The organism is Streptomyces sp. NPDC008125 (genome assembly GCF_042957125.1).
Classification (GTDB): Bacteria; Actinomycetota; Actinomycetes; order Streptomycetales; family Streptomycetaceae; genus Streptomyces.
Map to the genome: position 1 here is coordinate 11815 of NZ_JBIBHR010000021.1, position 12926 is coordinate 24740.

The following is a 12926-nucleotide window of genomic DNA, read 5'->3' on the forward strand; positions in this document are numbered from 1 at the left end:
GGGCCCGGTCTTGAGGAGTGTGTTCGGTTTTGCCCCCTTCGAACCCGCAACGGGTTGATGCGATCCGTGGTTCCGGGATCGGGCGGCGAATTCGCGTGACCCCGGTCACTTTGACCGGACAAAACGGACACAATCTTTGTGCACGTGTTCACAAAGACATAGCCTGCATTCGACGGGGCGGTCTTGGGACATACGGCCGCCTACAGCCCCGCTCATCCCGCAGGAGCACCGTGGCAACTGGCCGAACTCACCGACCGGCGACCCGAAGCCGAGGAATTCCCGAGGCCACTGTCGCCCGACTCCCCCTGTATCTGCGCGCACTCACCGCGCTGTCCGAGCGTTCCGTTCCGACGGTTTCCTCCGAGGAACTCGCCACGGCCGCGGGGGTCAATTCCGCGAAGCTCCGCAAGGACTTCAGCTACCTGGGGTCCTACGGCACCCGGGGCGTCGGGTACGACGTCGAGTACCTCGTCTACCAGATCTCCCGTGAGCTCGGCCTCACCCAGGACTGGCCGGTCGCCATCGTCGGCATCGGAAACCTCGGCGCCGCCCTCGCCAACTACGGCGGGTTCGCCTCCCGCGGTTTCCGGGTCGCCGCGCTGATCGACGCCGACCCCGCGATGGCCGGCACGCCGGTCGCCGGGATCCCCGTCCAGCACACCGACGACATGGACCGCATCCTCACCGACAACGGTGTGTCCATCGGCGTGATCACCACCCCGCCCGGCGCGGCCCAGCAGGTCTGCGACCGTCTCGTGGCGGCCGGTGTCACCTCGATCCTCAACTTCGCGCCGACCGTCCTCTCCGTTCCCGAGGGCGTCGACGTGCGCAAGGTCGACCTCTCGATCGAGCTGCAGATCCTCGCGTTCCACGAGCAGCGCAAGGCCGGCGAGGACGGCAACGCCGACGAGACCGACGAGGCCGCGCCGCCGATGCGCGCGACCCCGGTGAACCGGAAGGGACCCGACGGGGACATGCCCGCCGTGATGCCCGCATGAGCCTTCTCGTCGTCGGACTGAGCCACCGCAGCGCCCCCGTCTCCGTACTGGAACGGGCCTCGCTCGCCCAGGACGCCCAGGTCAAGCTGTTGCAGGACACCCTCGCCGCGGAGCCCGCGGCCGAGGCCACCGTGCTGGCCACCTGCAACCGCATCGAGCTCTACGCCGACGTGGACAAGTTCCACGCGGGCGTCGCCGAGCTGTCGACGCTGCTCGCGCAGCACAGCCAGGTCGGGCTGGACGAACTCACTCCCCATCTCTACGTGCACTACGAGGACCGCGCCGTCCACCACCTCCTGTCGGTGGCCTGCGGGCTGGACTCGATGGTCGTGGGCGAGGGGCAGATCCTCGGCCAGATCAAGGACGCGCTCGCCCTGGGGCAGGAGCTCCACACGGCGGGGCGGCTGCTGAACGACCTGTTCCAGCAGGCTTTGCGGGTGGGCAAGCGCGCCCACAGCGAGACCGGGATCGACCGCGCCGGACAGTCGCTGGTCACCTTCGGACTGGAACAGCTCGCCGCCGGACAGGACGTCGACGCCTGGGCCCGGGGCAAGCGCGCCCTGGTCATCGGGGCCGGTTCGATGTCCTCGCTGGCCGCCGCCACCCTGGCCCGTACCGGAGTCGGCGAGATCGTCGTCGCCAACCGGACCCGGGCCCGCGCCGACCGCCTGGTGGAGATCCTCGGCCAGGCGACCGGGCCCGGACTGCGTGCCCGCGCCGTGGAGATGACCGCCGTCGGCGAGGAACTGACACGTGCCGACATCGTGGTGTCCTGCACCGGTTCGACCGGGCTGGTCCTGACCGCCGAGGCGATCGCGAAGGCCGTCGGCGCGGAGTACGACGCCGCGGCCGTGCCCGCCGGGAAGGCCGGTACCGCTGCCGCCGTGGACGCGCTGGACCAGCACGCCGCCTGGGTGGAGAACGGGTCCGGCAACGGCCTCCCCGCCCAGGACGGCACCCCGGCCGCGCCGCGCCGCGTCACCGTTCCCGCGCAGAACAACGGACCCGTACGGCTCGCGATCCTCGACCTCGCGATGCCGAGGGACGTGGACAGCGCCGCGCACCGCGTCGCCGGCGTACGCCTCGTCGACATCGAGTCGCTCGCCGAGGCGTCCGCGGACGCCCCGATGGCCGCCGACGTCGACCGGGTGCGGGGCATCGTCTCCGACGAGGTGGCCGCCTTCGGCGCCGCCCAGCGCGCCGCACACATCACCCCGACCGTCGTCGCCCTGCGCACGATGGCCGCCGACGTGGTGGCCGGCGAGATCGCCCGGCTCGACGGACGGCTGCCCGACCTCGACGAGAAGCAGCGCGCGGAGATCACGCAGACCGTGCGCCGTGTCGTCGACAAGCTCCTGCACGCGCCGACCGTGCGGGTCAAGCAGCTGGCGAGCGAGCCCGGCGGCGCCGGGTACGCGGACGCGCTGCGAGAACTCTTCGACCTCGACCCGCAGACGGTGGCCGCCGTCTCCCGGGCAGACCTGAACGACCCGAATAGAGGGCGGTCATGACCGACAGCTCACCCCAGGGTGGGGCCAACAACACGCCGCTGCGGCTCGGCACCCGGCGCAGCAAACTCGCCATGGCCCAGTCGGGCCTGGTCGCCGAGGCGGTCAGCGAGGTGACCGGGCGCGCCGTCGAGCTCGTCGAGATCACCACGTACGGCGACGTCTCGCGCGAGGACCTGGCGCAGATCGGCGGCACCGGAGTGTTCGTCGCCGCGCTGCGCGAGGCGCTGCTGCGGGGCGAGGTGGACTTCGCGGTCCACAGCCTCAAGGACCTGCCGACCGCGCAACCCGAGGGCCTGGTGCTGGCCGCCGTGCCGCTCCGCGAGGACCCGCGCGACGTGCTGGTGGCACGCGACGGGCTGACCTTCGAGGAGCTGCCGGCCGGTGCCCGTGTCGGTACCGGTTCGCCGCGCCGCATGGCCCAGCTGAACGCGTACGCGAAGTCGCACGGCCTCTCCGTGGAGACCGTGCCGATCCGCGGCAACGTGGATACGCGCATCGGATTTGTACGGAACGGAGAGCTGGACGCGGTGGTTCTCGCCGCGGCCGGTCTCAGCCGTCTGGGCCGGACGGACGAGGTGACCGACTTCCTGTCGCCCGACACCGTTCTGCCCGCTCCCGGTCAGGGAGCACTGGCGATCGAGTGCGCGACGACGAGCACCGACCTCGCCGCCGCGCTCGCGGAGCTCGACGACCCGTACACCCGGGTCGCGGTCACCGCCGAGCGTTCCCTGCTCGCCGCCCTGGAGGCCGGCTGCTCCGCACCCGTGGGTGCGTTGGCCGACCTCCTGGTCGACGGTCAGGCTGTCAACGAACTGCGCCTGCGCGGTGTCGTCGGTTCCACCGACGGTTCCTCGCTCGTGCAGCTGTCCATCACCGGTCCCGTTCCCACGTCGCAGGACGACGCGGCGGCTCTCGGACGCGAACTCGCGTCGGAGATGCTCGCCAAGGGTGCGGCCGGTCTTATGGGGGAGCGAGCACTTTGAGCCCCACCGGCCCCGCCGTGTCCGACTTTCCGCTGTTGTCCGCGCAGGGACACGTCACCTTCCTCGGCGCCGGTCCCGGCGACCCTGGTCTGCTGACGCTGCGCGCCGTCGAGGCGCTCGCGAGCGCCGACGTTCTTGTCGCAGAGCCCGAGGTGCTCGACGTCGTGCGCACACATGCGCGGGCAGGCGTGAGCACCCCTGAGCTGACCGTCGTTGACATCACGTCAACAGCCGCCGGAGTGCCTGTACTCAGGGACGCGGCCAATATTGTCATGGAGGCCGCGAAGGGCGGCAGGCGGGTCGTCCGTGCTGTCGCCGGTGACCCGGGGCTGGACGGTGGCGCGGGGGCGGAGATGCTCGCGTGCGCCGCGGCCGGGGTGCCCTTCGAGGTCGTCCCGGGTGTCGCGAACGTCGTCGGCGTGCCCGCGTACGCCGGTGTGCCGCTGCGCGACGCGCAGGGTGCGGACGTGCGTTTCGTGGACGCCCGTACCGCGACCGACCGCTGCTGGAGCGAGGTCGGCGCGAGCGACGCGACCGCAGTCGTCTCGACCACGCTGGACGCCGTCGCGGCGGCGGCGGGCGAGCTGGTCTCGGCGGGCCGCAAGCCCGACACCCCGCTGACCGTCACCGTCGCGGGCACCACCACCCGCCAGCGGACGTGGACGGCGACGCTGGGCACCGTCGCGCAGCTCTTCAAGCAGACGAAGGTGCTCCCGTCGCCGGACGGGCACCAGCCGGTCATAGCCGTGGTCGGGGACCGTACCTCCGCCGCCCAGCGCGACCAGCTCGCCTGGTTCGAGTCCAAGCAGCTCTTCGGCTGGAAGGTGCTCGTCCCGCGGACGAAGGAGCAGTCGGCCTCCCTCTCCGACCAGCTGCGCTCCTACGGTGCCGTGCCGCACGAGGTGCCGACGATCGCCGTCGAGCCGCCGCGTACGCCGCAGCAGATGGAGCGCGCGGTCAAGGGCCTGGTCACCGGCCGGTACGAGTGGATCGCGTTCACCTCGGTGAACGCCGTGAAGGCCGTACGGGAGAAGTTCGAGGAGTACGGCCTCGACGCCCGCGCCTTCGCCGGGATCAAGGTCGCGGCCGTCGGCGAGCAGACCGCCGCCGCGCTGGTCGATTTCGGTGTGAAGCCGGACCTGGTGCCGTCGGGCGAGCAGTCCGCCGCGGGTCTCCTGGAGGACTGGCCGCCGTACGACCCGGTCTTCGACCCGATCGACCGTGTCTTCCTGCCCCGCGCCGACATCGCCACCGAGACCCTGGTGGCGGGCCTGATCGACCTGGGCTGGGAGGTCGACGACGTGACCGCGTACCGCACGGTCCGCGCCTCGCCGCCCCCGGCGGACACCCGGGAGGCGATCAAGGGCGGCGGTTTCGACGCGGTGCTCTTCACCTCGTCCTCGACCGTCCGCAACCTGGTCGGCATCGCGGGCAAGCCGCACAACGTGACGGTCATCGCCTGCATCGGCCCGGCCACCGCGAAGACCGCCGAGGAGCACGGCCTGCGGGTCGACGTCCTCGCGCCGGAGCCCTCGGTGCACAAGCTGGCCGAGGCGCTGGCGGAGTTCGGCGCGCGGCGCCGGGACGCGGCCAAGGAGGCCGGCGACCCGGTGACCCGCCCGAGCGAGCGGCGCCCCGGTGCGCGGCGGAGGCGTACGACGACCTGACACCGGTCGGAGCGGACGTACGGGCCCGGCGGCTCCCTGGTGGAGCTGCCGGGCCCTTTCCGCGCTCGTGCCCGGTGGTGGTTCCGGAGCGCGGGCGCGGGGCCCGTTTTTCCGGCAGGGGTGTCGGTAAGAGACCGATGTGGGCGGGTCTATGGTCAAAGAATGACTGCGTACGGAAACTTCCCCGGCTCCCGCCCCCGGCGGCTGCGGACGACCCCGACGATGCGACGGATGGTCGCCGAGACCCGCCTCCACCCCGCCAACCTGATCCTGCCCGCGTTCGTCCGCGAGGGCATCGACGCGCCGGTCGAGATCTCGGCGATGCCGGGCGTGCGGCAGCACACCCTGGACACCCTGCGGAAGGCCGCCGTCGACGCGGTCGAGGCCGGGGTCTCCGGGATCATGCTCTTCGGCGTTCCGGCCGACGAGAAGAAGGACGCCCGGGGCACGGCGGGGACGGACCCGGACGGCATCCTCCAGCAGGGCCTGCGCGCGGTGCGCAAGGAGGTCGGCGACGACCTCGTCGTCATGTCGGACCTCTGCCTGGACGAGTACACCGACCACGGCCACTGCGGTGTGCTGACCGAGGACGGCCGCGTCGACAACGACGCCACCCTGGAGCGGTACGCCGAGATGGCCCAGGTCCAGGCCGACGCGGGCGCCCACACGGTCGGCCCGAGCGGCATGATGGACGGCCAGATCGGTGTGATCCGCGACGCCCTGGACCAGACCGGGTACGAGGACGTGTCGATCCTCGCGTACACCGCGAAGTACTCCTCCGCCTTCTACGGCCCCTTCCGGGAGGCCGTCGGCTCCTCGCTCCGGGGCGACCGCAAGACGTACCAGCAGGACCCGGCGAACGTCCGCGAGTCCCTGCGCGAGCTGGCGCTCGACCTGGAGGAGGGCGCCGACATGGTGATGGTCAAGCCGGCCGGCCCGTACCTCGACATCCTCGCCAAGGTCGCCGACTCCGTGAACGTGCCGGTCGCGGCGTACCAGATCAGCGGCGAGTACTCGATGATCGAGGCCGCCGCCGAGAAGGGCTGGATCGACCGCGACGCGGCGATCCTGGAGAGCCTGACCGGCATCCGGCGCGCGGGTGCGTCGATGATCCTGACGTACTGGGCGACGGAGGTCGCGCAGCGGCTGGGCGGGCGCTCGGCGTAGCCGTCACCGTACCGGCGGGGCCCGGCGGGCGCGTCCGTGCGGATGGCCCGGCGGGCCCCGCCGCACCCGCTCGACTTCGGCCTCCGGCGTGCGGGTCCGGTGCACGGGTGCCCGCCGCCCGGGGTGGTGGCACGATGCCCGGGTGAACCACTTCTCGCGCTTCGCCAAAGGTCCCAGCCCCGGTAGTAGCGGGATGCGAGAGCCCCCGGAACCCGTGCCGACCGAGCCCGGCCGGTGGCCGAAGCTGGAGGCGGCGCTCGCCGTGGTCAACCGCGACCTGCGGGCGACCCTGCCGGGCCAGGACGCGTTGGTGCTGATGGGTGTCCCGTCGTACGAGCCCGCGTCCCGGGCGTTCACCGGCGAGGAGCAGGTCTACGTGGCGATGTCCGACGGCTGTTGGCAGGGCAACGCGGTCAACGCGTCGGACCTGGAGGAGGGCGACCCGCCGGAGCCGGACGACCCGCACACGGTCCTGGCCGTCGTCGCGGAGGCCGCGCAGGACACCCTCATGGAGCTGCTGTGGCAGGTCTGGCCCGTCTGTCCGACGCACGGGACCGGCATGCACGTCCAGGCCGCGGGGACCAGCGGCGGTTGGCCCCACCCGGACGATCCGGATCCGGTGGGCCCGCCGGTGTGGTGGTGCGGTGGCGGTCCGGACGGTTCGTGTCACGATGCCGCGTCGGTGGGCGAGTTGGGCTCCGGGCGTCCGAAGTGGGCTGCACGGGAAGCCCGTTGACGGGTGCGCCCGCGTTCAGCGGTTCGGGTCCCAGAGCCCGCCGGCCTCGCCCCGGGCGAGATGGTCGGAGTAGACGCCGACCTTCCAGACGATGACGGAGCGGCACTCCTCCAGGGCCCGGATCTGCTCCTCGACGCGCCGCTGGTGGGCGTCGAGGAGCCGGAGGCGGTCGGCCTCGTTGCCGGGCCCGTTCCGTACGAGCTCCGCGAACCGCCTGAGTTCGGCGAGAGGCATCCCGGACTCCCGCAGTTTCACGCAGACCATCAGCCACTCCACGTCCGCCTCGGTGTAGCGGCGTCGGCCGCCCGCGTCCCGTCCCACCGGTCCGACCAGCAGGCCCTCACGTTCGTACAGGCGCAGGGCGTGCACGCTGAGGCCGGTCCGCCCGGCCACCTCGCCGATGCCCAGCGGCTCCGTGCGGGTCTCGGTAGTCGTCGTCATGCCCTTCAATCTAGGCGCTGTCGACGTCCGTTGCGGGAGTTGACCTAGACCGAGGTCGAGCTCGTAGCGTCCTCTGCATGACCATCAGTGAACAGCAGCCGCTCGGCTCGCCCTTCTCCGCCGCCAGTTCCGCCGATGACGTCCTGGCCGGTGCCGACCTTTCCGGGAAGACCGCCGTCGTGACCGGGGGCTACTCCGGGCTCGGCCTGGAGACCTCCCGCGCCCTGGCGGCCGCCGGAGCCCGGGTGATCGTCCCCGCCCGTCGGCCGGGAGTCGCCGAGGCGGCCCTCGCCGACGTGAAGGGGTGCGAGGTCGTCCCCATGGACCTGGCCGACCTCGACAGCGTACGGACGGCCGCCGCGCACATCAGCGCCTCCGTCACCCGGCTCGACCTCCTGATGGCGGTGGCCGGCGTCATGGCCACCCCGGAACGGCGTGTCGGGCCCGGCTGGGAGAGCCAGTTGGCCGCCAACCACTTCGGGCACTTCACCCTCGCCTGCGAGCTCTACCCGCTGCTTGCCGCGGCCGGTGGCGCGCGGGTCGTCGTCAACAGTTCCGCCGGGCACACCCTGACCGACTTCCGACGGCACGACCCGCACTTCCGCACCGGCTACGACAAGTGGCTGGCCTACGGCCAGTCCAAGACCGCCAACGCCCTGTTCGCCGTGCACCTCGACGCCCTCGGACGCGAGGACGGCGTCCGGGCGTTCTCCCTGCACCCCGGCAAGATCATCACGGGGCTCCAGCGGGAGATGGAGCTCCAGGAGCAGATCGACCTCGGGTGGGTGGACGAGCACGGGAACGTCGTCGGAGCCGGTTTCAAGTCCCCTTCGCAGGGGGCCGCCACCGGCCTGTGGGCCGCCACGTCCCCGCTCCTCGACGGACACGGCGGGCTCTACCTCGAAGACTGTGAGGTCGCGCGCGTCTCGGCCCCGGACGAGGCCATGGACGACGGTGGGGTCCGCGGGTACGCCGTCGATCCGGATGCGGCCGCACGGCTGTGGGACCTGTCCGTCACGGCGACCGGGGCCGCCCCGATCGGCCGGTGACGCTCCGGGCCGCGGGGCCAGCGGACGGGACAGCCCTCAATCGGCCGCCTGCTGCTCCCACCCCGTGAGGATGCGGGCGGCCTCGTGGCCGAGGTGGGCGTCGTCGGACAGCCGACGGAGCACCTCGGCCCGGCCCTCGCTCGGACCCGCCTCGCTGAGTGCCGCCAGGGCGTTGTCCCGTACGAGCGGGTCGGGGTCGCTCAGCACGGCGGCGGCCAGGGCCGCGAGGACGACGGAGTCGTCGGCGTACGAGCCCAGCGCCATCACCGCGTACTGGCGGACCAGGTCCTCGTCCGGGTGTTCGACGGCCGACACCAGGACGGCGCCCGCGAGACGCCAGGTCTCCGGGTCGGACGGGGGCCAGAGCCGCAGTACCTTCGTCGCCTCGACGCGCGCGAGGTCGAACGCCTCGTAGTCGGCGACGACCTCGATGAGGAACGACATGATGCCCGGGTGATCCGGCTCGGTGGAGAGCAGGCCGCCGAGGTCGTAGACGATTTCGCGCCTGCGGTCGCTCTCCTGGGGCAGCGTCCCGTACTCCGTGATCAGCTTTTCCGTCCGGTTCATGGGGTATGCGTTTCCCCCGACGGGAAGTTCCACGCATCCGGCCAGTTTCCGGGCCGCCGGGAGCACGCGTCGTACGGCCCGGAGGCGCTACGGGGCGTACCGGGCGTACCGGGCGTACGAGTGGGGCGCGGCCCGGCTTCTCCCCTCGTGGAAGCCGGACCGCGCGGTCGGGGCGGCCGGTCCCTGGCCGGGTCGGTCCCGGCCCTTCGGTCCCCGGCCGTTCGGGACCGTCTCGGGTCGGGTGGCCGGGCCGGGGTGTCCGGGCGGGCGGTCAGTCCCTCAGTCCCACCAGAAGGTCCAGCAGTCGCGGTTCATCAGGTGCTTCTCCGCGTACCCGTCGAGGTTGTACGGCGGGTTCTGGTCGATGTTGTCCGGACAGAAGGCGTAGTGCTCGGCCGCGACCGCCCGGGCCTCGGCGAGGGTGGTCGGCGGGCGGCCGACCGACACGGTCAGGGTGTCGAAGCCGAGCATGACGATCCGGATGTCGAAACGGTCCTCCCAGGAGCGGAGCACCGCGCAGAGGCGGGCGACGTCGTTCTCGTGATTGACCGGGCCCGACCAGCCGATGGCGGCGGGGATGTCCGCGCTGCGCCGGGCGGGTACGAGGGCAGGACGCAGACCGGTTCCGTCCTCTTCGAGGTAGGCGCTGCCGATGACGTCCGCGAGTCCGGCGGCCAGTCGGTCGGGATCGCCGAGGCAGGCGACGGGGACAGGGGCGAGTCCGGGCCACTCGGGGGTGCTGCGGGAGCCGGCCGGGACACCGGCCTCGGACGTGTCGTCGGACCCGGACATGCCTTCGGACCCGGACGCGACTTCGGACCAGGCGGTGGCGTCGGACGCGGCGCCCTCGTCTCCGAGTTCGTCGTCGGCGTACGGCTCCCAGTAGCTCAGGAGCACCTCTTCGGCGTCGTGGTCACCCGGGTACGAAACGTGCTCGGGGGCGAGATCCCAGGCGCTCGGCGGCTCCTGGCGCGGGCCCTCGTCGATCAACACGGGCAGCAGCCCGACCGGCCGGCCGGTGGCGCGCAGGGCCGCGAAGTCGCCCGGGGCCGCCGCCGTGTTCCCGTACCAGAACAGGGGTTCGTGCCAGGGGCCGTCGGCGGTGGTGTCCACGAGTGAACCGGGCGGCAGATCCAGCCCGTGCGAGGTAAGGGACGGAAGGGGATTCGGAAGCGTCGCCATGCCGTTGACACTAAGGGGATCCACTGACAACGCCTCCGGTGGCGCCGTTGAGACGGTCACTGACAGCGCGGTCCAGAACGGCCTGAAGTGCTCGAACACCCCTGAATCCGGCTCCGGTTCGCGCCAGAATTCGTCTTCGGGGCATCCGCAGGGCCCTCGCCGCCGAAGAGGAGACATGGCCCCTCAACCGAAACAACCCGAGCGCCCCGAGCAGCCGGAGCGACCCGAGAGGTCCGGACGTCCGCAGCGGCCCGGACCGGCCCAGCAGGGCGACCGGAGGCGTGGAAGCGAGCAGGGCAGTCCCGGCAGCAGCCACCCCAACCGGGGCAAGCGGACGAAGACTTCGCGTCTCGCCGACGGCCGGCTGCTCATCGCGGACATCGATCTTGAGCTCCCCCCGGGCCGGAGCCCGCTTCAACGGGCCCTGCGTACCGCCGACATCAACCTCCCGCCCGCCCGGTCCAGGGCCGGCGTACCGGCGAAGGCCGGCGGGCCCGCCGACGGGGCCGGGGAGGCTGCGCCCGTGGACGGAGGCGCTGAGGGGGAAGCCGCCGCCGGGGGGTGAACCGGGTGCTCGGGCGGTCCGTTCAGTCGGCCTTCGGTGTCGTCGCGTACGTGAACGGGCCGACGACGCCCGCACTGTGATGGGCCGCCGCTTCGAGCGCGGCGGTGATCCGCCGGCGCGGATTCAGGTCGAGCGCGGCGGTGGCGTGGAGCGCGCCGAGGGCGATGTCGTCTCCGCAGCCGACCGCCGCGTACCGGTCCGAGGGCTCGCCGACCTGGTAGTCCGAGTGGATGGTGTAGAGCCGTCCCGCTATGCCGACGAGAAACGTACCGGCCTGCTCCTGCTCCGACTCCTTGCGCGCCCAGCCCCCTTCCTTCAGGCAGGAGCGCAGTGCGTCGATGAAATTGGTGACCATGAACCGGTCCAGGTCGCCGCTCGGATGCGGCACCTCGAAGGCGTACCGCAGGAGCTGGCCCATGCGGAACGACGAGGTGAACCCCATGACGTAGGGGCCGTTGCGGAACACCTTGAGGTCCCGGCGCACGGTGATCGAGAGCCCGGCGACCCCTGCCGAGTCGCCGCCGAGGTGGACACGGTTCTTGTGGACGAGCCCGACGATCACGGTCATGCGCAGGCAACCTCACGAGGGTGCGGTGGGGCGGGTGTGCGGATGTCAGAAGAGGCTTCCCTGGCGGGATCGCCGCGAATCGTGGCGGGGCGGGGCGAGTTCGAGGAGCGTTCGAGGCGCGGCGAGGTGTGCGCGAGGCGCGGGGGCGCAGGGCGGCGCGCTCGCGCGGCTTCGCGATGCGCTCGCGCGGCCTCTCCGCCGCGTTCGTCGGGCAGCGGGTGCCGGTTCAGGACGCGTCACGCTGTCAGGGGGGCTTCGGCCTCTGAGACCCGGGGCTGTTTCCGGGGGAGTACGAGACGGGCCAGAGCCAGCCCCAGCAGGCTCAGCGCCGCGCCCGCGAGGCCGGTCCAGCGCAGCCCTCCGGCGGCGACGATCGCACCGCCGACGGCGGAGCCCGCGGCGGCGCCGAGGTTGAAGGCGCCCACGTTGACGGAGACGGCCAGGGTGGGGGCTGATCCCGCGTGGCGCAGGATCAGTCCTTGCAGCGGGGCGATGGTCGCGGTGGCGAACAGGCCGAGGACCAGGACCGCGACCACGGCCGTGGGCTGCCACACCGCGGCGAAGGGGACGAGCAGGAGGGTCCCGGCCAGGCCGCCGAAGACCCCGCGTACGGTCGCGCTCATCGACCTGTCGGTGAGTTTCCCGGCGGCGAGGTTGCCGAGAAAGCTGCCCGCGCCGTAGGCGAGCAGGAGCCCGGAGACCGCCGAGGCGGAGAAGCCGGAGACGCGGGTCAGCAGCGGGGAGATGTAGGTGAACACCGTGGACACGCCGGAGAAGCCCACTGCGGTGGTGGCGATGGCGAGCAGTACGGGCCGTCGCGTCACCACCCGCAGCTCGTCCCGCAGGCGAGTGGGCGGCGCCTTCTGCCAGGGCAGTACGACGGTCAGTAGCGCGGCGCTCCCCAGGGCGAGGGCGGTCAGCAGGACGAACGGAGCGCGCCAGCCTGCGCTCTGCCCCAGCAGCGCCCCCAGCGGCACCCCGAGGAGCGTGGCCACGGTGAAGCCGGAAGCGACGGTGGCGATGGCCGAGCCCGCCTTCTCGGCCGGGACCACCTTGGTCGCCGTCACCAGCGCCAGCGCCACGAAGGCCGCGTGACTGAGGGAGGACACGACCCGGCCCACCAGGAGCAGCCCGAAGGACGGTGCCACGGCGCAGATCGCGCTGCCCGCCGCGAACAGCAGCAGCAGCCCGACGGCGAGCCCCTTGCGCGCCAGACGCGAGGTCAGCAGCGCCATGAGCGGCCCGCCGATCACCACACCGAGCGCATAGGCCGTCACCGCCTGCCCGGCGGTCCCCACGGAGACGTGCAGATCGGAGCCGACCTCGGGGAGCAGCCCGGCGACCAGGTACTCGGAGGTACCCACGACGAAGACACTCGCGCACAGCGACGCGAGGATCGCGAAATCCTTGTTCACGGTCATGGCGCCGACGCTAAAGTCTCACATCGGTAGGAGAGTCAAGTGCTGAGGCGATCGCGACCGGGGTCGCGGTC

At 72.3% G+C, this 12926-nt stretch carries 13 protein-coding genes; 8 read left to right on the forward strand and 5 right to left on the reverse strand.

The features are described 5' to 3' along the window. The first annotated feature begins 230 nt into the window (after positions 1–230). From ACFZAX_RS29080 to ACFZAX_RS29105, 6 genes are all read left to right on the forward strand, one after another. Positions 231–998, forward strand: a complete 768-nt coding sequence (locus ACFZAX_RS29080; protein ID WP_390965268.1) for a redox-sensing transcriptional repressor Rex — start codon at positions 231–233, stop codon at positions 996–998. After that, positions 995–2509: a glutamyl-tRNA reductase gene (locus ACFZAX_RS29085; RefSeq protein ID WP_390965269.1), complete on the forward strand. Its 1515-nt coding sequence runs from the start codon at positions 995–997 to the stop codon at positions 2507–2509. Before ACFZAX_RS29080 ends, ACFZAX_RS29085 begins: the two co-directional genes overlap by 4 nt. Then, positions 2506–3492 carry a hydroxymethylbilane synthase gene (gene hemC / locus ACFZAX_RS29090; RefSeq protein WP_390965270.1) on the forward strand — a complete coding sequence of 329 codons (987 nt, stop codon included), beginning with the start codon at positions 2506–2508 and terminating at the stop codon, positions 3490–3492. The genes ACFZAX_RS29085 and hemC overlap by 4 nt, the downstream gene beginning before the upstream one ends. Further along, a complete protein-coding gene (locus ACFZAX_RS29095) occupies positions 3489–5159 on the forward strand; it encodes a uroporphyrinogen-III synthase (RefSeq protein WP_390965271.1) in 1671 nt (556 codons plus the stop codon). Before hemC ends, ACFZAX_RS29095 begins: the two co-directional genes overlap by 4 nt. A 162-nt stretch (positions 5160–5321) precedes the next feature. Next, the gene (gene hemB, locus ACFZAX_RS29100) at positions 5322–6326 is read left to right on the forward strand and encodes a porphobilinogen synthase (protein WP_390965272.1); all 1005 of its coding nucleotides are present in this window, start codon (positions 5322–5324) and stop codon (positions 6324–6326) included. 193 nt (positions 6327–6519) lie between these two features. After that, positions 6520–7062, forward strand: a complete 543-nt coding sequence (locus ACFZAX_RS29105) for a hypothetical protein (protein WP_390965273.1) — start codon at positions 6520–6522, stop codon at positions 7060–7062. A gap of 15 nt (positions 7063–7077) precedes the next feature. On the opposite strand, the gene ACFZAX_RS29110 is transcribed toward ACFZAX_RS29105, so the two are convergent. Beyond that, positions 7078–7503 carry a MerR family transcriptional regulator gene (locus ACFZAX_RS29110; protein WP_390965274.1) on the reverse strand — a complete coding sequence of 142 codons (426 nt, stop codon included), beginning with the start codon at positions 7501–7503 and terminating at the stop codon, positions 7078–7080. 77 nt (positions 7504–7580) lie between these two features. On the opposite strand from ACFZAX_RS29110, the gene ACFZAX_RS29115 reads away from it, so the two are divergent. Further along, complete coding sequence (locus tag ACFZAX_RS29115; protein WP_390965275.1) at positions 7581–8552, forward strand: oxidoreductase; 972 nt, start codon at positions 7581–7583, stop codon at positions 8550–8552. A gap of 36 nt (positions 8553–8588) precedes the next feature. On the opposite strand, the gene ACFZAX_RS29120 is transcribed toward ACFZAX_RS29115, so the two are convergent. Both ACFZAX_RS29120 and ACFZAX_RS29125 read right to left on the reverse strand, forming a co-directional pair. Then, positions 8589–9119, reverse strand: a complete 531-nt coding sequence (locus tag ACFZAX_RS29120) for a HEAT repeat domain-containing protein (protein WP_390965276.1) — start codon at positions 9117–9119, stop codon at positions 8589–8591. A 279-nt stretch (positions 9120–9398) separates the two neighbouring features. Continuing rightward, positions 9399–10301 carry a DUF4253 domain-containing protein gene (locus tag ACFZAX_RS29125; protein WP_390965277.1) on the reverse strand — a complete coding sequence of 301 codons (903 nt, stop codon included), beginning with the start codon at positions 10299–10301 and terminating at the stop codon, positions 9399–9401. 175 nt (positions 10302–10476) lie between these two features. Between ACFZAX_RS29125 and ACFZAX_RS29130 the strand changes: the two genes are divergently transcribed. Continuing rightward, positions 10477–10866, forward strand: a complete 390-nt coding sequence (locus tag ACFZAX_RS29130; RefSeq protein ID WP_390965278.1) for a hypothetical protein — start codon at positions 10477–10479, stop codon at positions 10864–10866. A gap of 22 nt (positions 10867–10888) precedes the next feature. Here ACFZAX_RS29130 and ACFZAX_RS29135 read toward each other — a convergent pair whose 3' ends face one another. Together ACFZAX_RS29135 and ACFZAX_RS29140 are read right to left on the reverse strand one after the other, a co-directional pair. After that, positions 10889–11434, reverse strand: a complete 546-nt coding sequence (locus ACFZAX_RS29135) for a hypothetical protein (RefSeq protein ID WP_390965279.1) — start codon at positions 11432–11434, stop codon at positions 10889–10891. A gap of 236 nt (positions 11435–11670) precedes the next feature. Next, positions 11671–12855 (reverse strand): MFS transporter, encoded by a 1185-nt coding sequence (locus tag ACFZAX_RS29140; protein ID WP_390965280.1) that lies wholly within the window; start codon positions 12853–12855, stop codon positions 11671–11673. Positions 12856–12926 lie beyond the last annotated feature (71 nt).